The sequence below is a fragment of the Flectobacillus longus genome (assembly GCF_030056705.1).
GTDB classification, from domain to species: domain Bacteria; phylum Bacteroidota; class Bacteroidia; order Cytophagales; family Spirosomataceae; genus Flectobacillus; species Flectobacillus longus.
In genome coordinates this window covers 34,650-57,933 of the sequence record NZ_JASHIC010000024.1, presented here as the reverse complement: position 1 = coordinate 57,933, position 23,284 = coordinate 34,650, and the positions used below count along the sequence as shown (strand labels likewise).

14 protein-coding genes are annotated in these 23,284 nt (G+C 36.7%); 6 read left to right on the top strand and 8 right to left on the bottom strand.

The genetic code is table 11. From position 1 onward, the window contains the following. Positions 1–121: 121 nt before the first annotated feature. On the top strand, positions 122–3,478 hold the full coding sequence (locus QM491_RS17850) for an efflux RND transporter permease subunit (RefSeq protein ID WP_283328983.1): 3,357 nt from the start codon (positions 122–124) through the stop codon (positions 3,476–3,478). Positions 3,479–3,532: 54 nt separating this feature from the next. Here QM491_RS17850 and QM491_RS17845 read toward each other — a convergent pair whose 3' ends face one another. Both QM491_RS17845 and QM491_RS17840 read right to left on the bottom strand, forming a co-directional pair. After that, a complete protein-coding gene (locus tag QM491_RS17845) occupies positions 3,533–4,636 on the bottom strand; it encodes a Fic family protein (RefSeq protein WP_283328923.1) in 1,104 nt (367 codons plus the stop codon). 215 nt (positions 4,637–4,851) lie between these two features. Next, positions 4,852–6,675, bottom strand: a complete 1,824-nt coding sequence (locus QM491_RS17840) for a MutS-related protein (RefSeq protein ID WP_283328922.1) — start codon at positions 6,673–6,675, stop codon at positions 4,852–4,854. A gap of 406 nt (positions 6,676–7,081) precedes the next feature. Here QM491_RS17840 and QM491_RS17835 point away from each other — a divergent pair, with 406 nt between their 5' ends. Continuing rightward, the gene (locus QM491_RS17835) at positions 7,082–9,142 is read left to right on the top strand and encodes a glycosyltransferase family protein (protein WP_283328921.1); all 2,061 of its coding nucleotides are present in this window, start codon (positions 7,082–7,084) and stop codon (positions 9,140–9,142) included. Positions 9,143–9,349: 207 nt separating this feature from the next. Here QM491_RS17835 and QM491_RS17830 read toward each other — a convergent pair whose 3' ends face one another. The 6 genes from QM491_RS17830 to QM491_RS17805 form a co-directional block, all read right to left on the bottom strand. Beyond that, a complete protein-coding gene (locus QM491_RS17830) occupies positions 9,350–12,553 on the bottom strand; it encodes a S41 family peptidase (protein WP_283328920.1) in 3,204 nt (1,067 codons plus the stop codon). Between the two features lie 231 nt (positions 12,554–12,784). After that, positions 12,785–16,393 carry a M4 family metallopeptidase gene (locus QM491_RS17825; RefSeq protein WP_283328919.1) on the bottom strand — a complete coding sequence of 1,203 codons (3,609 nt, stop codon included), beginning with the start codon at positions 16,391–16,393 and terminating at the stop codon, positions 12,785–12,787. 157 nt (positions 16,394–16,550) lie between these two features. Then, the gene (locus QM491_RS17820) at positions 16,551–17,303 is read right to left on the bottom strand and encodes a class I SAM-dependent methyltransferase (protein WP_283328918.1); all 753 of its coding nucleotides are present in this window, start codon (positions 17,301–17,303) and stop codon (positions 16,551–16,553) included. A gap of 43 nt (positions 17,304–17,346) precedes the next feature. Continuing rightward, complete coding sequence (locus QM491_RS17815; RefSeq protein ID WP_283328917.1) at positions 17,347–17,748, bottom strand: hypothetical protein; 402 nt, start codon at positions 17,746–17,748, stop codon at positions 17,347–17,349. A 97-nt stretch (positions 17,749–17,845) separates the two neighbouring features. Continuing rightward, complete coding sequence (locus tag QM491_RS17810; protein WP_166552613.1) at positions 17,846–19,030, bottom strand: M20 metallopeptidase family protein; 1,185 nt, start codon at positions 19,028–19,030, stop codon at positions 17,846–17,848. A gap of 75 nt (positions 19,031–19,105) precedes the next feature. Continuing rightward, complete coding sequence (locus QM491_RS17805; protein WP_283328916.1) at positions 19,106–20,557, bottom strand: M61 family metallopeptidase; 1,452 nt, start codon at positions 20,555–20,557, stop codon at positions 19,106–19,108. A gap of 272 nt (positions 20,558–20,829) precedes the next feature. On the opposite strand from QM491_RS17805, the gene rpmH reads away from it, so the two are divergent. The 4 genes from rpmH (at position 20,830) to darG (ending at position 23,218) form a co-directional block, all read left to right on the top strand. Continuing rightward, entirely contained in the window at positions 20,830–20,985 is a 156-nt protein-coding gene (gene rpmH, locus QM491_RS17800) for a 50S ribosomal protein L34 (protein ID WP_095161102.1), read from the top strand. Between the two features lie 84 nt (positions 20,986–21,069). Further along, positions 21,070–21,456 (top strand): ribonuclease P protein component, encoded by a 387-nt coding sequence (rnpA, locus tag QM491_RS17795; protein WP_283328915.1) that lies wholly within the window; start codon positions 21,070–21,072, stop codon positions 21,454–21,456. Between the two features lie 134 nt (positions 21,457–21,590). Beyond that, on the top strand, positions 21,591–22,181 hold the full coding sequence (gene darT, locus QM491_RS17790) for a type II toxin-antitoxin system toxin DNA ADP-ribosyl transferase DarT (RefSeq protein ID WP_283328914.1): 591 nt from the start codon (positions 21,591–21,593) through the stop codon (positions 22,179–22,181). 2 nt (positions 22,182–22,183) lie between these two features. Then, positions 22,184–23,218: a type II toxin-antitoxin system antitoxin DNA ADP-ribosyl glycohydrolase DarG gene (gene darG / locus QM491_RS17785; protein WP_283328913.1), complete on the top strand. Its 1,035-nt coding sequence runs from the start codon at positions 22,184–22,186 to the stop codon at positions 23,216–23,218. The last annotated feature ends 66 nt before the right edge of the window (positions 23,219–23,284 follow it).

Sequence of the window (23,284 nt, the reverse complement as noted above, 5' to 3'; positions counted from 1 at the left end):
CCATTGGCTTGTCGACAGACCATAGCGCCAAGCCAATGGCTGTATAACTATCTCTATTAAAATGGAAAATCAAGAAAAAGATATACAAGAATTACCTCATGGTAGTGGTGGAATCTATAAGATGATTGGATGGCTTGCTTCCAACCAAACCACTGTTTACCTTTTCACCTTTATGGTGTTTTTAGCGGGTTTAGGTATCTACGGAAGCCTTCCCAAAGAGCAATTCCCAGACATTAAAGTACCACAGATTTATGTGCAAACTGTCTACTTTGGTACAACTCCTGCGGATATTGAAAACGTAATCAACAAACCCATTGAAAAGCAATTAAAAACGATTCAAGGGGTAAAACGTATCAAATCTAACGCCTTGCAAGATGTCTCGGTTATTTTGATTGAATTTAACCCCAATGTAAAGGTTGAGGATGCGTTACAACGTGTGCGTGATGCGGTAGATAAATCGAAGAAAGATTTACCACAAAAGCTAGATTCGGGACCAACGGCACAAGATGTGAACTTCTCGGAATTCCCGATTATGAACATCAACTTGGCGGGTAATTACCCTTTAGGAAAGCTAAAAGATTATGCCGAAGAATTACAAGATTTGATTGAAGGTTTACCTGAAATTACCCGTGTCGATATCGTCGGTGCATTGAATCGTGAAATTCAAATCAACCTAGACTTATACAAAGCGCAGGCTTCAGGATTATCTTTTACAGATATTCAAATGGCTGTTCAAGGTGAAAACATCAACATTTCGGGTGGTGATCTTAATGTCGATGGCGTACGCCGTACACTTCGTGTAAAAGGAGAATTCAAAACGGTTGACCAAATCGCTAACATCATGTTGCGTTCGTCATCAGGTGCAATGATTCGCTTAGGTGACGTTGCAGAGGTAATAGACAGTCATGAGGAGCGTCAGGATTTTGCTCGCTTAGATAACCGTTCGGTTATTACCCTTAACGTTATTAAACGTAGTGGAGCCAACTTGATTTCGGCTTCAGAGCAAATTGAAAAGATTTTGGACAAATACGAGGAGACTCGTTTACCACAAGGTGTAAAAGTACAAATCACTGCCGATTCATCAGAACGTACAAAATCCGATATTGATGACTTAGTGAATACCGTAATTCTAGGCTTTCTATTTGTAGTATTCGTCCTAATGTTCTTTATGGGTGTTCGCGATGCCATCTTTGTAGGTCTGTCGGTACCATTATCAGCGTTGATTGCCTTTATTCCTTTGTATTTCTCAGGGTTCACGCTCAATACGATTGTATTGTTTGCTTTCTTACTAGGTTTGGGTATTGTGGTAGATGATGCCATTGTGGTAATCGAAAACTCACACCGTATTTTCAACCAATTCCGTAAGTTGAGCATTGTTGAAGCCGTAAAATTAGCTGCTTCAGAGGTATTCTTACCAGTATTGTCAGGTACGCTTACTACGATTGCGCCATTTGTACCATTGTTATTTTGGCCAGGTATTGTAGGTGAGTTTATGAAATTCTTACCTATTACCTTGATTTATACGTTGTTTGCCTCATTGTTGGTTGCTTACGTAATGAACCCTGTATTTGCAGTATCATTTATGAAGCGCCACGACGAAGAAACACACCATGTAGAAGGTATTAAGTCTTTGCAAAAGCCTTTGATTGTTATGGGATTGTTGGCGGTAGTGGGTTATTTCATCAACTTTGGACTTGGTAACTTGTTTGTATTTATTCTTGCATTATACCTTTTCAACCACTTTATCTTATCGCCCAAAATCATCGTGCCTTTCCAAGAAACAGCACTTCCTGCATTCAAAAATCGCTATCGTGCTGTTGTTGCGTGGGTAATTCATGGCAAACGTCCTATTGGTGTTGTAATTGCTACTTTTGGTTTGCTGATATTTACATTCATCATGATGGGAATTGTACAACCAAAAGTAATTTTCTTCCCTAGTGGCGACCCTGACTATGTCTATATCTACAACGTAATGCCTGTAGGTACCGATGCACGCAAAACTGACTCTGTCACGAAGATTATTGAGAAAAGAGTATTCAATATTATCAAGAAAAACAAAGCCGAAATAGCGGTTAACTCGGTAATCTCGAACGTAGGTAAAAACGCAGGTGATCCAACAAACCCAGATCGTTCGGCTACTCCACAAAAATCAAAAGTGACGGTAGCATTTGTAAAAAAGACAGAACGTGGAGAAATTTCGTCTGAAAGTATTTTACAAGAAATTCGTGATGAGCTCAAAAAATCACCTATTCCTGGCAGTGAGATTTCTGTAGAAAGAGAGCGTAATGGTCCTCCAACTGGTAAGCCAATTGCTATTGAAATCGCTGGAGATGACTTTACTGTTTTACAAAAACTTGAAAAAGACGTTAAGGAAAGAATCGAGAAGTCAGGTATCAAAGGTATTGATGAACTAAAAAGTGATTTGATTACCAACAAACCCGAAATTATCGTTGATGTTGATAAACAAAAAGCACAACGAGAGGGGATTTCGTCCTCACAAGTAGCCTTGGCGATTCGTACTGCTTTATTTGGTTCGGAGATTTCAAAATTCCGTGACGATAAAGACGAATATCCAATCCAGTTGCGCATCAAACAAAGTGATCGTAATCAAATCGAAAAACTATTGAGCATGAATATCACTTATCGTGATATGACCATGGGCGGTGTATTGCGCCAAGTGCCTTTGAACTCAATTGCAACGATTAGCTACTCGACCACATTTAGTCAAATCAACCGTAAGAATCAGCAACGTGTTGTAACGCTTGGTTCGGATGTAGTAGCGGGTTATAACGCAAACCAAATTGTAGCTCAAATCAATGATTTGATTAAAGATATAGAGATTCCGAGTGGTTATACTGTGAAAATGGGCGGAGAGCAAGAAGAACAAGCCGAAACTGCCAACTTCCTAGGAACGGCTTTTGGTGGTGCTATCTTATTGATTTTCTTGATATTGACTATTCAGTTTAACTCTATTTCAAAACCAATCATCATTTTTGGCACCATCTTGTTATCATTGATTGGTGTATTGTTAGGTTTTATGGTATTCGGAATGACATTCTCTGTAATCATGTCGGGCGTAGGTATTATTGCCTTAGCGGGTATTGTAGTGAAAAACGGTATCCTCCTCATAGAATTTACCGACGAGCTGCGAGGTCGTGGATATGAATTGAAAGAAGCCATTATCGAAGCTGGTAGCGTGCGTTTGACACCAGTATTGTTGACAGCCTCTGCTGCTATATTGGGTCTTGTACCGTTAGCTGTAGGTTTGAGTATCGACTTCGTAACAATGTTTACCGAATTCAATCCACATATTGCTTTTGGTGGTGACAGTGCGGTATTCTGGGGTATTTTGGCTTGGACTATTATCTTCGGTTTGAGCTTCTCGACAGTACTTACACTCGTAATCGTTCCTTGTATGTATTACATCAACGAACGAGTTCGTACTAAGTACTTCCGTAAGAAACCAGCAGTAGAGTAATAGAAAAAGGGTCTCAGAAACACATCTGAGACCCTTTTTATTTGTTATACTTTTCTAAATATCCAATTGCTTATTCAACCAATAACGAGTACTTTTCAATTCTCCAGTCTTTATTAGAATGCCAAGATTTACCAACTCTTGTAAATCACGAGTAACAGTTGCAGCCGATGTTTGAGAAATACTTTGATAGTTTTTAGCGCTCAAACCTCCTTTAAAGCCTTCCATTCCTGCTTCAAATACTCTCAATAATACTTTTATTTGCCGATCGTTTAGCTGAGTTTGAAATTGATTAAACAGTTTTACTTTCAATAATATAAAATGGATTAATTGAATCGTATATTCTTGTGATTCTAGAACAGTCTGTGCAAAATAGGCAAGATACTTATCTATCTGTAGTTGATGATTACAATTCTGGATAACCTCATAATAGGCTTTTTTCCTATTTTCAATAGCCTTTGCCATCGACATAAATATAGGTTTTCCCAAGCGTTGGGCTATTGCTTTTTCGATTAAAGCTCGCCCTATACGTCCGTTTCCATCTTCGAATGGATGTATCATTTCAAAATATAAGTGTGTAATACCAGCAAAAGCTAAAGTTGGAATATTCGTCATCAGCTGAGTTTTATACCAATTGATAAATTTATCCATTTCTGATAAAACTAAATGTGAAGGTGGAGCTTCATAAAAAACTCTGGGATTGGAAAGGTTACCAGAAACAATTTGCATAGGTTCATTATGTGAACGATAGCCTCCAATATTGTCAACATCACGTCTCCCATTCATGAGCATTTTATGCCATTCAAAAAGCATTTCGTGAGTGAGCTCTGTGTCATAGTTTTGAAATAAATCAACCATCATTTCGGCTATGCCAGCAACGTTTGGTTCGACACGACGGAAGTCGGTTTGAAGTCCTAAATATTTTCTTATAGAACTTTGAACAGAATCTCTATCCAAGATTTCCCCTTCAATACTTGAAGTAGAAAGGGCTTCCTGTGAAAGAATTTCTACTTTTAAAGTATTAAGCCCCTCTTGTTCCACTACTTGTATCAACCCTAAAATTCTACCTGCATTCAGTAAAAAATCAGATTCATATTGATGCAATTTTGTGCTATCATATTCAAAATTTGCCCAATCTTTATGTTGCCAAACCCATGCCATGATGAATATCTTTAAGATTTATCAATCAAAAATACGCAATATTATGATTGATAAAAGTTATTTTATTCCTCATTTCTCTAAAAAGGTACACTTTAGGCTGTAAGGTATTAGGAAAAAATGCTTAAATTCTTTCATAAAAAACTATTTAACTTTTAGCTTACAGCGTATAGCGTAATGCCTATTGCGAGTAAAATCAATTTAATTTTACCCTTTCCTTACATCTTTATCCCAATCTGAGCCATCAGCTGACTTGCGTTGAAACTTCTACAAATTCCTTGTTTTAGTGTATAATCAAAAACTAATTTACCATCTCTTACTTCTGACGAAAAACTATAGTTTTTGACAAAACCTTTTTCACTAAACTCATCTCCCAAATCAACATCGTGGGTCGAAATAAAACCTGAGGCTTGAGCTTGATGCAATTGGAGCATCAGGGCCTTTGCACCATCGTGACGGTCTTTGGAATTGGTTCCTTTTAAGATTTCGTCGAGGAAATAGAATGTTGGTAAGGATTGCTTTTCGTTTACCCAATCAATTAATTGCTTCAAGCGCTTGAGTTCTGCATAGAATGACGATGTATCTTCTTCCAAAGAATCTTGAGTACGCATACTAGTAAATACTTGCATCACTGAGCACTCAAACTGTTGGGCACATACCACACTTCCAGCCAATGCCAAAATCGTATTGAGAGCCACTGTTCGTTGGAAGGTACTCTTTCCAGACATATTTGAGCCTGTAATAATCACGCATTGTCCTAGCCCATTAATCTGAATATCGTTACAGATACGCTTCTCTGCCTTGATTAAAGGATGACCTAATTGTGTGGCATGAATGATAAAATCTTTATCTGAAATTTGGGGTAAAATATGGGACGGATTTGCAAAGCTATGTCCCGCCAAGCTACTGAGAGCTTCTACTTCGCTCACAATAGAAATCCAATAAGCTAGTTGATTCTGATGTTTAGCACGCCAATTTTCCAAGTGGATAAAATAACGTAAATCCCAAAGTGTCAGCATTCCGACAGATAGCGCAAAAATAGGATTTTGACGATTACCAATCCTTTCTAATAATACACTCAATTCTTGAATATGTGTGGTAGCTTGTTGTACTTCGGATTGAAGTTTCTGCAAATGTTGATTTTTAAAGTTGGGTTCAGCAATGCTTTTACACAGATTGGCATAGGCCTTGAGAACATTCGCAACAGACGAAGTTTTGTCAAGATACTGTCCCAATAACCCACTGACTTTTCGTAAGATAAATCCATGAATAATAAACACCGCCAAAATCCATTGTAGGGGCAAAACATCGATGATACATGCCAATACTACAGGAATACTGAGATATGGCAAGTAGAGTAAATATCGTAAATATTTTTGTTTCAAAATCTCAAATGAAGGTAATTGAAGCCATTCCAAGATAGGGGTAATAGGCTGATGGACATCTTCGATTTGCCAAGCATCTACTTCTAAACCCTGTCGCCAATCTATCAACTCTTTCAACTCAGCAGAAGCATCTTGGCGAGTCAAAATAGTATTTTTATCAGCTGAACATTGTAACCATTCTGCCAAAACCTCCGCTCCAGTATAGGTACGTGTACGATTAAGTAATTTAAAAATGGAGTGCTTTCCGAAGATATCTAAATCTGAAGCATAAAAATGTTGCGTTTGGGCATATATCTCACCTGTTTCTTGCCTAACAAATTGTCCTTGCAAACGTAAAGCTTCGTCTTCATTAAGATTGGCTAATAGCTGATAGCGCAGCTTTTGTGCCTTGATGGCCAAATGCTTATTAATCATCCAAAGAAATATCCCAAAACCAAGGAACAAAATCCCTAAAAACACCCAAGGAGATAATGCTTCGAATGCCCAATAAGAAAGCCCACACCATAATAAAAAATAAACAGCTCGGATAATTGCCCACTGATTATACTGCGCTTGAGTTTGCGCTTGAAGAGTTTCAAAATGCTTTTGTCTTTCTTGAAAAAAGTCAATTTGTGTAGTTGATTGATTTGATGACATACGATACGAATCTGTTATCATGCAAAATTAGATAAAATAAGTTTAGATAAAGGTTCTTGGCGACTGATTAGTATCAAAAGCTATTTCTAAATTTAGCATAAGCACCTTTAATAGGTGCTTCACCAACATTACAGAAAATTTATTAAAAAAAGCAAAATCAATGATACCTTATTTTACTTGATTACTTACTTATAATATTGATTCAATATAGATAGCTAACTTTATTAATTATATTTGTACAAAAGCATATTCCCTTATCATTAATTCCTTATAGCCCTTATTTATACACCAAGAGTATGTAAAATATAAGGCTTGCCCAAAATCTCTATTGTAAATGTATTACTTGTTTTTTCTAGTTAGCAGTATTATACTTCTGACATTTATTATTGTACCTAATAGGTCTGCACAAAAAACAATAACGTCTCTAATGCTAAGAGAGGCATGGCTAAAATCTATACTTATATCTACCGTAGGCGTGTTCATAAGTACTGAAGTATTTTCGGCATTTGATATACTCTCAGAAACAAACATTTGCCTTTTCTGGACAGGTACCTTTATCATTCTTGTAGGTTACTGTATTTGGAAAAGAGTACCAATTAGAATAAGTCCTCTGATAAACGTTCTCAAGAATATTCCTTTTTCATATAAGATATTACTGGGATTTGTGGGAGTTATATATATATTACCCCTCTTTTATCTTGCGATTACAGCATCTCCAAACAATATTGATTCTATCAATTATCATTTAACTAGAGTAATTAGTTGGCTACAGTTTCATAATCTTTATCATTATCCAACACTTCATATTCAGCAATTATATCATAACATTTTGGGTGAATATTGGCAGCTTCATTTACTTTCAGTAAGCCCGTCAGATTCGTTTATTAATCTTATCCAATTTACGGCTGTCATTAGTAGTACAATCATTGTAGGGCTTATTGTGCGATTTTTGGGCTATGATACTCTTACTCAAATTTTGAGTAGTGTATTATTGATTTCGTTGCCAATCGGTATTTTTGAAAGTACCAGTACTCAAATTGACTACTTAGCATGCTTTTATTTCTTAGCTTTTGTCTATTTTGGTTTACTGTATTCTCAAAAACTACAAACGAGTAACGCCATTTTTATGGCTCTTGCATTAGTATTTGGTTGTTTTACAAAATATACTATCTTTTTCTTCGCATTACCTTTCTGTATCTGGTTTGGCATTAAAATTCTCTTGAATCAACCTCTCGTAAAATCAGGTCTTATCTTGGCAATGATTGTTGTTTTTTATGGGATAGTCTTCACTCCATTTTTTAGCAGAAACTATCAGCTATTTGAGCACCCTATTCATCCTCCAAGTACTCATATTCTTAATGCAGAAAATCTAGCAACCGAAAAACATGGCGTAAAATTTACGTTAGGGAATACCCTCAAAAATCTTTCATTACATCTAGGTTTTCCAAATGAAAACTACAATAAACAGGTTGCTAATCTTGTACAAGATATCCATAGTTCTCTTGGTATAGATGTTAATGATATGCAATTATCGGCAGATAAATACCAAGTCCGATTTGTCGTAACTGAAGATACTGTAAGTAATCTTTATTTATTTCTTTTAATTATTGTTTCATTAATAAGCTTTTTTTGGGTCAAGCCTCAAATCAACGAAACACTATTACTTATCTGCATGATAAGTGGCTTTATTCTATTTTGTTCTTTTCTAAAATTTCAACTATGGAGTACGCGAACACACATTCCTTTCTTTGCGCTAGGTTGTGTAATTATTTCGGTCACTCTCTCCAAAATCTCATCTAAGTTTTTATATAATCTAACTTGGATTGGATTGATTACTTCTTTGCCTTTTATATTATTAAACCCTAACAAGCCTCTTGTCTCAATTAGAGGTATTGTCAAATATGCACTGGCATATCCTCCAAATTTTCTATGTATTGATAAAAGTCAAGTAGCTACTTATGAACGAGATCTATCTGGTTTGTATGATTTCAAAAATCCATTACCATGCTATAAACTCCAAAAACAACTAGGCTATTGGGACAGAATGAAACTTGTTTCGAAGCTGGACGATATGGGATATTATAATGAAGACAAACAAAGTATTTATAATATTTCAAAGGAGCAACAATACTTCAGAGTAACAGGAAATCAGACTTATAAAGATTTTATGGATATTTATCCACATATAAATAAACAGGACAAATCTATAGCCTACATGTCTCGTTTGGGGTATTTCCATTATTGGGCCGCTTACAAAACTCTAACCCAAAAGCCAATTGATTTTTATTATATTGGCTATGAAAAAGCGTTTCAAGTATTAAAAAATGAGCAGAGACCCTTTGTATATTCTTGTATATTAACAAATGATATGAATTGGGTGAAAAAGAATGTTCCCGCAGACTCGATTGAATCAATTATAGAAAGACCAACTATTTGCCTCATAAAACTGAAAAAGCCATCAACGAATAGATACATAAAGATGTATTAAGCGATTGTTTGATTTGTAGGAAAATAAACATGAGTCATCCCGAATTTTAAGATTGGGGTTATTCTCTAAGTTTTCATCAAAAAAGCGGTCGGAAAACTAATTTCGACCGCCTTTTTGGATACTACGTTTCAACATGACATCTCTTTGAGACGCTAAGCATTGATGTATTTTGGAAATTGTATCTAAGCATTCCAAAATACATGTCCACTATTTCAATGATTTCAAAATCTCTTCAATGGCTTTATCTAATTGAGGATCTTTGTTTTCAAGACGGTCAGTAAACGTTTGAGGAATCGAAATATCTGGGCTTACGCCTTCTTTTTCCAAATCTTTGCCATCTAAAGTATAGCATCCCCATGATGGTAAACGATAAAATGAACCATCTACCAAACCTTTACCTGAAGTAAAAATAATCCAACGATAGGTTTCTGTACCAATGATTTTGCCAAGCTTCAACTGCTTAAAGCCTTGTGCTGTCATTTCGGCATCACTCAGAGATTGTTCGTTGATTAACAAAACGATCGGTTTATCGGCAGGATTGAAATTTGGTTGGATAGTAAACTGCCCTTCGCGATATTTCCACTTCAAATAGGCACGTTGCGATAAGAAATTCAAGACCAAATCGTGTACATTTCCTCCTCTATTGTTACGAATATCAAAAATCAAACCTTCACGGTTATAGGCTTCTGAAGTAACATCTATCATAAACTTTTCAAACTCACCACGTCCCATGTCGCTCATGTGAACATAAGCAATGCGCTTATTCGATTTGCTGTCGACATACTCTTGATTTTGATCAATCCACTCGTCATACAAACCACGAATCTGGGCATAACTACGTTGTGGATGTACTTTGGTCGTAAATGTTTTTCCACTACGCTCAAATGTCAAACTAATTTCGTCATCCAAAGATGGTTTTGAGAAATAGAAATCACGATTAACACTGGCGTCAATGCTATCCGTATTTACTTTAACTAATTTATCGCCTGGACGAATATCTTTATCTGCTTTGTCCGAAATAGAGTTTTTGATTACGTATTTTACCACATAAGGGTTTTCGTTTTCGAAAACAATACCTACATTCTGAGAAACTGCTTTGTAGAAAGTGGCATCTTCGTCACCATCAGTCGAAAATCCTAGGTGTGAAGCATTTAGCTCACCTAACATATCCATCAACAAAGTACGCAAATCTGCTCTATTGTTGATAGTAGGTAAAAACTTTGCATATTTCTCTCTTGTTTTTACCCAATCTAAACCATTGAATTTTTCATCATAAAAATTCTCTTGTACACCCGCCCAAGCTTCATAGAACATTTGTTGAAACTCATTGGCTAAGTTTTTACGGAAAGTAAAATTCAAGTCAATTTTGTCAAGCTTGTTTCCATCGAGATTGAGTTTATAGATATTTCCACCAACCAATGCGAAGTATTTACCATCAGCCACAGCAACTTCATAATCGTAAACGGTAGCACCTTCTACTTTTTCAGTTTTGTTTTTGGCGAAAGGAGCTATAGTTGTTTTGTATAATGCGCCATTTCCTCCTTCATGATTTGAAACAAAAAGTACCGAAGTTTTATCATCTTTCTGGAAAACAACAGGGCTTTCGGCAGAACCAAAATCAGGACTAATTTGCTCGAATCGCTGCATTAATCCTTCCATATTAATCACAATAGGCACGATTTTAGGCGCTGGAGCTGGTTCTGTTTTTTTCTCTGGTTCTTTTTTGCCTTTAGCCTTTGCGTCTTTAGGTTCTTCTTTTTTCTCGTCCTTTTTCTCTTCTTTCTTTTCTTCCTTAAATAAGTCATTAAACTTATCAGATTTGAAAGGAGTATCTATTTTGCTCAAGGCAATACGATAAATACGCCCGTTGGTCAAGCCAAAAGGATAACTAGCTTTGGTACGGTCAGACTCGAAATAGATATATTTGCTATCGGGTGACCAATATGGATTGGTTTCGGTAATACCCGTGTTGGTGAGATTAATCAGCTTTTTATCGGCCAAATGATACAAGAAAATATCTTGTTCAAAATTGCGATAGGCCGAAAACATAACATATTCACCATTAGGCGAAAAATAGGGTTTAGGATTGTATAGCGCCCAAAGTTCTTCTTTAACGACCGTATTCGAGGCAAGTGTTTTGAGGTCTAGTACACGAATTTCATTTTTACCACTAATATATACAGCCTGAGTTTTCTCCTTATTGAAGGTGATATTACGGTTATTTTGCTCGTCAGAAGTTAGTTGTTTGGCCTTGCCTTTACCATCTGCTGCAATAGTGAAAAGGTTGTAGTAACCTTTTTCGGTAGTTTGTGAAAAAAGCAGGGTTTTATTGTCTGAAAGCCATTTTACTTCCACAACACGATTGCGAGTATCGGTTGGAATTTGGGCAATATATTTGCCTTCAACATCCGAAACAAATAAGGCTCCTCTTGATGAATAAGCTAACTTTTTGCCATCTGTCGACACATCAAACCCAGCGATATTACCACTTACCTTAAAGTCTTGTTCGTGTGGCAAAACATAGTTGCGTAGTGGATTAGGGTTAATTTTTTGAGAAGTCTTACTTGCAACGTCATACACATATAATTGGTATTCTTTTTCAAAAACGACCTTCTGTCCATTAGCACTCACTTGTGGGCGTTTTATCGCCTCTGGAAATTGCGTCAAAGCAACTTTTTGTCCATTCTGGAAAGTGTACAAATTGTATTGACCATTGGCTTCGTCCGAAGCGAAATAGACATTGCCACTACGGTCGATGCTTGCCCAAAGGTCTTTACCAATATAATTGGTATAGCGCTTATAGGCCTTAGTTTTGGGATTATATGATTGAATATCTGGGTTAAACGCCCCTTTATAGCTTTTACGAGAACTTTGGTTATCACTTTCCCAAGTATCATTGAAGAATATTTCACCCGTAGTTGGGTGTTCGGCTACGTTGTGGATACGATTGAAAAAGTGAGAAAATAAGCGTACAGGAGTACCTCCACTAAGATCGAGCTTATAGGCTGTTCCATCATTTTGTGCCCCCGAACTCAGATAAATACTTTTTGAATCCCACGACCAAGATTCCACGTAGTCTTGAGTATCATGAAAAGTTAACTGGCGAATAGCACCACCTTCGAGAGGCATTACATAAACATCTGGATTACCATACTGTGAGCCTGTAAAAGCCAACCATTTACCATCAGGAGAGATTTTTGGACGACTTTCTGTACCTCGCATAGCTGTGAGCCGAGTTGAGACTTTGGTATTGAGGTCAGCTTTCCAAATATCTCCTTCAAAACAATACACAAGAGTTTGAGCATCGGGGCTGATTGAAGGGAAAGATGCAAAATAGGTTTCACTATTTTGTGCTACAATCGCCTGAGATACTAATCCCGCTGCAAGCGAGAATAAAGTAGTTTTTAACATAATTTCAGGTTTGAAATAAGATGATGAAATGAGTTTTTGAGGGGTCAGGCATCAGGCAAGGAGGCAATAGTATGAATTACTACGAAAAACACTCTTGCCTTTTTGCCTGATGCCTGTTCCCTTTTTTGTAAAACTAACCTAGTACTTCTAAAAAACAAAAGGCGTTAGGATGAATGTATCCTAACGCCTTTGTACGGCAACGCTATTTAACAAAATAGAAGTGTTCTGTGACTACAATTTGATTACTTTTTGTCTTCCATTACCTTCTTTAGTTTTTATATCCAAGATATAATTACCTGCTGGAAGCGATTGAAGATTAATCAATTGTTCACTTTGTTTGTTGCCTTCTATCGTCTGTAAAATATTTCCCTCAACATTTATGACATGGATGGACTCAATTCTGTTTTGAGTGCCAACTTGCACTTTGGTCATATCTTGTATTGGATTCGGCGAAACAATAACGCCTTTGCTATCCAGTGGTTCAAAACCTAAAACTTTACCGATTGGAGCATCCTGACGAGCATCCGACATCACGCTTTTACAACCATCAGTTGTTACGACCTGTACCGTAAAACTAGAACCCGAAGTCACTGCAATTGAGCGAAGTCCTATTTGATCGCTCAAAACTGTGCCATTTCTGTACCATACGTTTCCAGTGGTAGCACTTGAGGTATATTCCCAATAATCACCGTTAGCATCAGTCTTTTTCACAACTGAAATGGTAGGTTTTGCAGGATTGACACAGAATGAGTCTATCTGGGAAACGGCATAATACTGCGTATTACCATCCTGATAAGCTCCATAGCGTACACGTCCTGCTGTTCCGTTTAACGTAATTCTATTACTAGAAATAGAAGCAGGTCCTCCTAGTACAGACGTTATCACACTTAATCCTGAATTTGAGCTTGCTGTAATAGTAAAGGCTGCGTCGCCAACCGTTTTATCTGGAACTTTGGTAATAGTTAAAGCCTGAGATTTCTTTTGAGGTAAAGTACGAGCCACATTTGTGTACCAAACGGCAAAAGAGGATTCTTGAGTTAAAGTCTTTTGCGTAGAAGCAATACCTACACGTTTATCGTTTTTGTCTAATTGAATAATATCCGTATTCTCTTGTCCCGTTTTAGCATCTAGGGCATTAAAAATCACATAATCATCGCTTCTTGAGAATTCTGGATAACCAATGGTATTATTGATGGCTGTAATTTGTAAATCAGAAGGACGAGATAAGTTGACTCCTAAAACGGCATAATCATCACTTTGACTATCTGAATAGAAATAATCAAAAGCTAACATATTGGTAGAGTTTTTAGAGAAAGCAGGACTACCAACGTTTTCTCCCTCGACCAAATCATTAATGAGTTTATTGACAATACCTGTCCCAAAAGTATTTTTTTGATTACTCCAAACATTGATAAAACCTACATCCCAATATTCAATTTTAGAATTAGTAGCAGTTTTGTACTGGTTAAAGGCGTCGTAAACTAAATTTTCGCCATCATAATCCCACTCAAATGAGTCTGCATAAAGTACTTGACCTGTTTTTACACCCGAATAGGTTGGATTATATAATCTGAACTTACGCCCAGGAATAGAGCTTCCTGAGGCACTTAGGTCATAAACATAAATACTGGTATCGACTTTGGTCGTGATAGCGGCTAAGCGCTTACCATCTTTCGAAACCGCCACATTATCCCAACCCGCAGCAGAAATAAGTTCTTGCTTGATAGTTGAGCTTTGGTCGTTAGGAGAAAATGTTTTTACCGTACTTAAATCAATGCGATAGATACCATTGTCTTGTTTTACGAAATAGGCATATTTGCCATCATCGGTAACACTTGGTTTGTTTTTTAGCTCAATATTTTTGGCAATCAAAACATACGTACTAGTATTTACAACCGTGTCCAAAACATACAATGATTTGTCTTTAGGGTCGTAACTCAAGATAAAGGACGAGCCCTTTTTAGTTGGAACATCATTGGATGGTGCTGGTACTGGTGTGGTAGTTCCTGTATTTGGCGTTGTATTTGGTGGATTCGAGTCGGTAATACCAACTGCATCGAAAGCACTTTTGGCAGCATTTGCTTCAGCACTATTTGTTCCATACAAATCTGTAGCCGACTGAATCACAGCACGACGCAAATCAAGGAACTTTGAGCTACTGGTCAAGTATTTCGTTAAGGTACGATAATACACTGCTTCAGCTTTTTCCTTAGAATTAATAGAAGTCGCAAAACGATAATACGCATAATTTACGATACCAGAGTTGATATGCACTCCATAATTATCTTCCGAACCTGTATAATATTGATTCATGCTAGCAGGCTGAAAACCATCATCTCGCAAGCTTGAACCTCCTTGATTAGGATTTGATAAATCTCTTAATGGCTTTGAGCCTTTTACTACATCTTCGCCCATAAACCAATCATCACGGTCAATCATGGCTCCAAAGATATCTGCCATCGATTCATTAATCGCACCTGATTGTCCACGATATACTAAGTTGGCTGTATTTTCAACTACCCCGTGAGTCATTTCATGTCCAGCTACGTCAAGTCCTCCTGCTAATGGTTTAAACATGGTGGCTCCTCTACCATAGCCCATAAATTCGCCATTCCAAAAAGCATTGTCCATGGCTTTTCCATCTTCATCAGTCAAGTTGATTAGGGAAATAATACTACCTCCTTTGCCATTTAAAGATTTTCTACCAAAGGTTTTTTCATAATAATCATACGCCAAGCTAGCATTATAATGTGCCGAAACGGACTCTGTATTTGTCCAAGTATTGTTGGTAGAAGATACCTGACGTACGGTTACATCATTTACAGATGAACCTGCGGCATTGAGCGTCCATAAAACACCTTGCGGATTTTCGACATTGATTGTTCCGCCTTTGTACATACTTTTTGAGGCATCGATCATATAGTAATTTGAACCAACCAAATAGGTATTGATGGAACGAGATTTACCATTCAAATCAACAGCATTGGCTTTTTGAGGGCCATCAAGTGTACAGGTATAGCTATACTTATCTAAAATTTCGCCCGAATTGGCATCTATCATATAAATCCATCTTTCCAAAAAGTTAGGACGAACCACTACTTCGTAAGTCAAGTGTTGGTCGTTTACTGATTCGTTTTTATGATAAACAAAAAGTTTTGACTGAGGCTTTTCATATTTCAGCAGAGCTTTTTCGGCAAAACTCAAAGTACGAAATTTGGTTTGTTGCTGAACATCCTGAATAGCCACCGACGCAATCTGCTCAGTTCCCATACTAGGTTCGGTCGAAGCCAAGCTCGGTGTAGGGAAAAGCTTACCATTCATCACCTCCACGGCATCGTCTTTGGTATGCAACATAATTTGAGCCCCATACACAGGAATGCCCTTGTACATCTGTTGCACATGGATATGAGTTTGATTAAGGTTATCATTCTCAATCTGATTAACATCAAACTCCTCTTCTACATTTTTGAAATGTAAATACTTCTGGACAGCCGACAAATAGCTGTAAGCCGCCGAAGCTTCAGAAGAACGTCCAGCTTTTGTAGTAGTATTAGAAGAAAGATTTTTGGGCTTACCCACGATAAACGATGGCATACCATTTTCATCTCTCGAAATACTCAAGCCATCTTTTTTAGCCATCAAATTTTCTCGAAAAACACTATTCGAATACTGAAAATTATAACGAGAAAAAGAAGAAGGTTCTACACTTTTCGAAAAATCTACCATGGGTAAACTTGGACTTGTACCTTGCCCTGATTTAGATTTTTGCTTGAAAGTTTTTTGCGCCTGTGCTGTAGATATACATCCTAGCAAGGCCATAAAAAGTAAAGTTTTTTTCATAATACCAAAGAATTAACGGACTTAATTTATAGTGCAGAATTATGAGTTATGAATTGTGAATACAAAAATTATTAATACGCAATAGGCTTACTATTTGGCGTCTAAGGCTGTATTTATAGATACACAGACAAACATATAAAAGCAAGCACTTTTTATGTTATCGCTCAATTTTCCCTGCTATCAAGAATATCGGAAAGCTTACTTGAAACGTCAAATTCTCCGTGTATTTCTCTCTGCATTGCTGTATAAACTCCGTAACAGGATTACTGCCATTTTGCTGTATGTATCTTTGGACGCTCGACCATGTGTTTAGATACCCTTCCAACTGGTCAAAATCCCAAAGATATTGCATCGAAAACTCAGGCGTAGGAATGGACTCAAAAGGAAAAGGAATTGTGCTGTACTTTTGATCAATATGACCACGTTCGCCATCCCAGTACGAACCTATTTGTTCTTGATAAAAATGTTGAAAATCTTGATTCAAAGTTGGGTTTTCTTCTATCAATAAAGTGCCATATCCCCAAAAAGCTAATAGCGCATTGGGCTTTGCAATTCGTTTGATTTCTTGGTAAAAAGCTTCAAAATTAAACCAGTGAATGGCTTGTCCGACTGTGATTAAATCAAAAGTTGCTTCTGTAAAAGGCGTTTTTTCAGCTTGTGAAATTTGATAATGAATATTGTCAGCCTGAAAAGCATTATCTAACTGCTTTTGACTAATATCTGTAGCCTCGACTTTCTGAAATTTTTGGGCTAGAACTCTTGCTACTTGACCATTACCTGTGGCACAATCCCAAGCATTTTCAAACTTATCCACATATTGAAAGATAAAATCATAAAGTTCCTGTGGATAAGTCGGGCGAAACTGGGCATATAAATTGGCTTGTGTTGAAAATCTGTCTTTGGGAAGCATAAATACGTTGAGATTGCTTAAATGTTTTTATCTATTTTCAATCCTAATTTTTGATTTTGTCCATCAGTGACTGATAAAATGTTTTGATAGAATCATTCACATTCTTGGGATTGGTCCATTGGGTTTTGTAAGAAAACTTTTTACCCTCCGAAAAAACGAGATAATGGTTCATATTACCCGTTTCATTCTGTGACAAGCTATCAAGACGAAGCCCTTTGATGGTACTAAATATTTTTTTAGTTTGGGCTTTTGTAAGCTTTTGAATAACCTTTACCGAGTCGCTTTTATTAGTTCGATAAAGAATTTCTCCAGAAGGTTTAATGGTATAAGACTGCCATAAATTAGCAAATCCACCTCCTGAACCAACGGTAATTTCTTGTTCTTTGGGAATACTTTTGCAGGCAAACACGCCAAAAATGAAGCTAAAGAGTATGAGTTTTTTCATAGAATCCATGTTTAGGTATCGGGTATCTAAAAAAATATCGGGTAAAGTTATGCACTCTACCCGATATTCATATAGTTCTGTTTCAGAAAATTAAAGCTTACAAAGTCTGTAACTCTTGAACAGTCAACCAGCTCATTAAACCAGCGCCAATTTCTAGCGCATTTTCATCGATATCAAATGTTGGCGTATGTACTCCCGAAATAATGCCTCTTTCTTCATTGCGAGTTCCTAAACGGTAGAAACATGCATCTACATGATGTGTATAGAAGGCAAAATCTTCAGCAGCCAACCAAATATCCAAATCAATCACATTTTCCTGTCCCATATAATCAATAGCAGCGCCTTTCATACGGCGTGTTAATTCTGGTTCGTTTTGCAAGAAAGGGTACCCTTTTTGGATAAATACCTCACACGTTCCACCCATAGCTTCGGCAGTTAGTTCGGCAATCTTTCTGATTTTTTCCAAGCCTTCAGCACGCCATTGCTCGTCCATCGCTCTAAAAGTACCTTCGATATACACCTCATTTGGAATAACGTTGGTTGCTCCGTTGGCAATTACTTTTCCAAAAGTCAAAACCGAAGGATAACGAGGATTACGGTTACGAGAAATGATTTGTTGCATCGACACAATGATATGCGAAGCAATCAAAACAGGGTCAATACAGTTTTCAGGCATAGCACCGTGCCCGCCTTTTCCTTTTACAGTCAAATATAATTCATCTGCCGAAGCCATATACATTCCTTCACGGAAACCGATTTTCCCAACAGGAATATTAGGCGCTACGTGCTGTCCTAACATTTTGTGAGGAGCAGGATTTTGTAAAGCACCTTGCTCAATCATAATGCTGGCACCACCTGGGGCTTTTTCTTCGGCAGGTTGAAATACCAATTTTACCGTTCCTTCAAAATCATTTTTGAGTTGACTCAAAATTCGTGAAGTCCCCAATAAAGAAGCCGTATGCACATCGTGCCCACAAGCGTGCATTACACCAGGGTTTTGTGATTTATAAGGTACATCATTGGCTTCAACAATCGGTAAAGCATCCATATCGGCACGCAAAGCCACCACTTTTTTATCAGGATTACGACCTTCGATGGTTGCCACCAAGCCTGTGTTAGCAATTTCGGTAGGAGTGATTCCCATCGATTTTAGCTGTTCGGCTACGTATTTTTGTGTATTAAATTCTTGGAACGAAAGCTCTGGGTTTGTGTGCAAATAACGACGATTGGCCACAAACTCACCCGCCATGGATGCAGCTAATTGTTTAATTTTATCTTTCATTTTTCTAAATATTTCGAGTAGCAATGGGTCTTTATTCGACCAAACTAGATAGCAAAGTTACATCACAACTAGCCTTTAGCCCAACCAATTACGTAAATTCTCATTATCATTATCTACTTGTCCCACCGTGAGGCGAAGATTTTCGTCAAAACTAGCCTCAATTCCATACCATGCCAAGCGTGCTTGTACTTGTTCTTGCAAAGGAATATTTCCAGTAATACATTCTGCAAAATAGGTATCCAAACTACCTCCAAATACTTGCTCAGCTAATTGTTTATAATCGAATAAAGAATACCCTAGTCCAGAATCTCCAAATTTTTCCCACATCAACCGCATTACATCATGGATAGATTTTTGATGCTGAGTTGCTTCACGAATCAAACCATCTAATAAAAAGGCAACAACCGCTCCCTTGTTATAAATCGATACACGACGATTAGGAATCGAAGCGCTATAACCATCAAGCCACAAGTCCATCGAAGCCTCAACCAATGACATTGGCGAACGTCCATCTTGTTCAAAATGGCGACGAATGGTCGTAGTAAACTCATTCAAATAGGCATCCAACGAAAATACACCTGACTGTTTTAAGAAAATATCACCCAAAAACGTGGTAACACCTTCTGCTACAAAACCAGTAGGAAAATAATTTTCTTTAGTAAAATCGTAAGGCATCATCTCCACGGGACGAATCTTACAAATATTCCAAGCATGATATAGCTCATGTGAACTTACTCCTAATAAATCTGTATAAAGACCGTCGCCCTCGGTATCTGGACCCAGTACAATCATGGTTGAATTACGATGCTCAACGCCATGATAGAAGGCTACAGGCAATATCCAGTTGATAAAATGGTAGTCTTTTTCAGGAAAATCTCCCATGATATCAATTTGTTTTTCAGAAAAACGAGCAAAATCTGAAAGAATTTTCTCCCAGTTTGGCTGATAATTTCCCAAAAACCAAACATAAAATTGAATACCCGCTGCCTTATACGTTTGACACTGTAAATATGGACTTGCCAATACTGGAGAGTCTACCAATTGATAGTAATCTTGCGCCAACAAAGTTTTCCCTTCTATTGGCATCCCACAAGCGATTTTATAATTATCGGGTATTCCAAGCTCGACAGTACAAGGCTCGTGCATGCGCCCACTTACGTAAGGCAAACAGTTTACGAAGTTGACATACATTGTATTTTCGTCGACATACGAGCTACCTGCATTGGCAAAAACGCCATTAGGATGCTGAATATAAGCGTAATAACGAAGTCTGATAGTTAGTTTTGAGATATTTTTGGTATAGACTTTCCAGCGGTCTTTGTTTACTTTATGAAACTCCACAGGGTTTTGCAATTCGTCAAAAATTTCGAATTGTTGAATATTTTTTGCAAAATTCTGTAGCTCATAACGTCCCGGACGCCAAGCGGGTAATTGAATTTTAATGCGGTCAGATGTAATATTCTCCACCTCCAATTCTACAGTCAAGAAATGGTTTTGTGGATTTTCTGCATAAATTTTGTATCTCATATTTTATTGATATAGCTAAAGTCGCAAGGTACTATTATTCATAAAGAAACCAAAGTAACTCATAATCAACCTCCAAGCATTTAGAATCTTTTGCAAAAGTAGTTTGCAATTAAAAAATAATTAAGTACCTTTGCACTCCTAATTTCGGGACAAAAGATTTTTGTATTTTGAAAATTTTCACTGATACTTCAGACATCCTTTGATAATTTTTCAAAATATCTCTGAAAATCAGTCAGTTTATATTGTAAAAGGCATTTCAATTTTCAATAGCAATGAAAAGAACGTTTCAACCATCGGTAAGAAAGAGAAAAAACAAGCACGGATTCCGTGAAAGAATGTCAACTGCAAATGGTCGCCGTGTATTGGCAGCTCGCCGTGCAAGAGGAAGACACAAATTGACAGTTTCAGACGAGAAGAGAGGTAAATAATACAAAGTTTCTGCGTTTCGTGTTTCAAGTATCGTGTGAACAGTTGCTCAACGCGATTCCAGAAACACTTACATGAGACTTTGCATGAAAGCAACTTTAAAGAAATCTGAACGACTTTCTAGTAAGAAGGTAATTGGTTCCCTCTTTGACAAGGGTAGTGAAAACACCAAATCGGTTTTTCTCTACCCTTTTCGTGTTTCTTATTTTCTACAAGAATTATCTAACGAAAATACAGAACTTACACCTCCTCAGATGCTTATCTCTGTATCTAAGCGTTATTTCAAACATGCCGTTGACCGTAACCTTGTCAAACGTCGCACCAGAGAGGCGTATCGTCTCAACAAATCTATCCTGCTTCAAAAAAAGGACAGCCCTCTACCAGCATCCATCGCTTTTGTGTATATTGGTAAAAAAATCGAAGACTTTGCTAAAATCGAAAAGTCGATGAAGAGTATTTTGCATAAAATGTAAATTTATCTTTTCGGAAAGAGACTCCTTTGTAATATTTGTTATATTAATCATAAAGCGTTAAGCAAAATCAATAATTCAACCTCAAAGGTCACTTTTATAGAATGCCCGATTTTAATAAGATTTACTTATTTAGAATGACCCATATTGATAATATACCTCATATTCTTCAAAATGGACTAACACATTCTTCTTCAGAAAATGCTAATACTAATTTTGTGGCGATTGGCGATAGTCAATTAATTTCTACGCGAAACAACTTTATATTAGACAATAACAGACGATTAGGGGATTATATTCCGTTCTATTTTGGGGCAAGAACACCTATGCTTTACGTAATTCAAAATGGCTTTAATATGGTAGCTCCAATATCTCCAGAAAAAATTATCTATTGTGTGAGTTCTATTCAAAAAATCCTAGATAAAAATTTAGAATTTGTATTTACTGACGGACATGCAGTAGATAGATTTAGTACCCAATATACCATCGCTGATATTCAAAATATTGACAATATATTAGATAGAAATGCCCTTAAAGCCAAATATTGGAAAGATGAAGATGATTTGGATAAAAAGCGAAGAAAAGAAGCAGAGTTCTTAGTTTTAGGTGATGTTCCTAATAATGCTATATTAGGGTATCTTACTTACAATGAAAATGCAAAAAACATATTAATTAACCTTGGTATCAATACAAACAAGGTTCATGTAAAAACTGAATACTATTTTTAGGGATGATACACTACAAAACTGGCAATTTATTAGAAAGTAAAGCAGACGCTTTAGTAAATACTGTTAACATCGTTGGTGTAATGGGTAAAGGTATCGCGTTACAATTTAAAAGTATGTTTCCTAGAAATTTTAAATTGTATGCCTCTGCTTGTAAAAATAAAGAAATACAAATTGGCCAGCTACTAGTTAACGAGGAAGAATCCTTATTAACAGGAAAAAAGATTATTATTAACTTTCCTACAAAAACTCATTGGCGACTCCCTTCAGAATACCAATATATTGAGACAGGATTAGTAGAATTGATAAAAGTTATAAAAGAAAATAATATCAAATCAATAGCAATTCCTCCTCTTGGTGCAGGTAATGGTGGATTAGATTGGAATAAGGTAAAACAGCTATTAGAAAAATATTTGAAAGATTTAGACTGCGATATAACCATTTATGAACCCAATAATGCTATTCAAGAAGTCCTGAGAAAAGAAAGAGTAAAGCTTACTCCCGCAAGAGCTATGTTGCTTTCTGTACTTTATGAACTAGTAAAAAATGGCGAATTTGTTTCAGAATTTTCATCCGAAAAAATAGCCTATTTCCTACAGCGATTTGGTGCGAAAGACATTTTTAAGTTAGACTTTCAACCTAATTTTTATGGCCCCTATTCTGGAAAAGTAAAACATGTTTTGTATTATCTGAATGGTAGCTATGTTATGGGCTATAGCTCTAAAGATAGAAAGCCTTTCGAAGAATTAGGTTTAATTCCTGATGCAGAAACTGACGTAAAGGAGTTTTTAAATAAACCAGAAAATATTACTTATAAAGCCATTGTCGAAAACACAAAATCATTTTTGAGTGGATTCTATTCTCAGTATGGGTTAGAATTGCTATCGACAATTGATTTTATTATTGTTGAGAAGAAAGTAAATACTCAAGAAATGATTATAAAAGAATTGGAAAATTGGAGTGATAGAAAAAAAACCTTATTTACAAATCCAAAATTTATTCAAATAGCATTGAAAAATTTACAATTACATCTACAGTAACTAAAACTGAAATGAGGTCTTTGTGAGAGCGCTAATAACTTTAAAATCTTTAATTAAGTAATAGCA

Bases quoted from the DNA above. Each gene is read 5' to 3' on its own strand.
- QM491_RS17850 (WP_283328983.1), top strand. From the start codon at position 122: ATGATTGGATGGCTTGCTTCCAACCAAACCACTGTTTACCTTTTCACC.
- QM491_RS17845 (WP_283328923.1), bottom strand. From the start codon at position 4,636: ATGGCATGGGTTTGGCAACATAAAGATTGGGCAAATTTTGAATATGAT.
- QM491_RS17840 (WP_283328922.1), bottom strand. From the start codon at position 6,675: ATGATAACAGATTCGTATCGTATGTCATCAAATCAATCAACTACACAA.
- QM491_RS17835 (WP_283328921.1), top strand. From the start codon at position 7,082: ATGCTAAGAGAGGCATGGCTAAAATCTATACTTATATCTACCGTAGGC.
- QM491_RS17830 (WP_283328920.1), bottom strand. From the start codon at position 12,553: ATGTTAAAAACTACTTTATTCTCGCTTGCAGCGGGATTAGTATCTCAG.
- QM491_RS17825 (WP_283328919.1), bottom strand. From the start codon at position 16,393: ATGAAAAAAACTTTACTTTTTATGGCCTTGCTAGGATGTATATCTACA.
- QM491_RS17820 (WP_283328918.1), bottom strand. From the start codon at position 17,303: ATGCTTCCCAAAGACAGATTTTCAACACAAGCCAATTTATATGCCCAG.
- QM491_RS17815 (WP_283328917.1), bottom strand. From the start codon at position 17,748: ATGAAAAAACTCATACTCTTTAGCTTCATTTTTGGCGTGTTTGCCTGC.
- QM491_RS17810 (WP_166552613.1), bottom strand. From the start codon at position 19,030: ATGAAAGATAAAATTAAACAATTAGCTGCATCCATGGCGGGTGAGTTT.
- QM491_RS17805 (WP_283328916.1), bottom strand. From the start codon at position 20,557: ATGAGATACAAAATTTATGCAGAAAATCCACAAAACCATTTCTTGACT.
- rpmH (WP_095161102.1), top strand. From the start codon at position 20,830: ATGAAAAGAACGTTTCAACCATCGGTAAGAAAGAGAAAAAACAAGCAC.
- rnpA (WP_283328915.1), top strand. From the start codon at position 21,070: ATGAAAGCAACTTTAAAGAAATCTGAACGACTTTCTAGTAAGAAGGTA.
- darT (WP_283328914.1), top strand. From the start codon at position 21,591: ATGACCCATATTGATAATATACCTCATATTCTTCAAAATGGACTAACA.
- darG (WP_283328913.1), top strand. From the start codon at position 22,184: ATGATACACTACAAAACTGGCAATTTATTAGAAAGTAAAGCAGACGCT.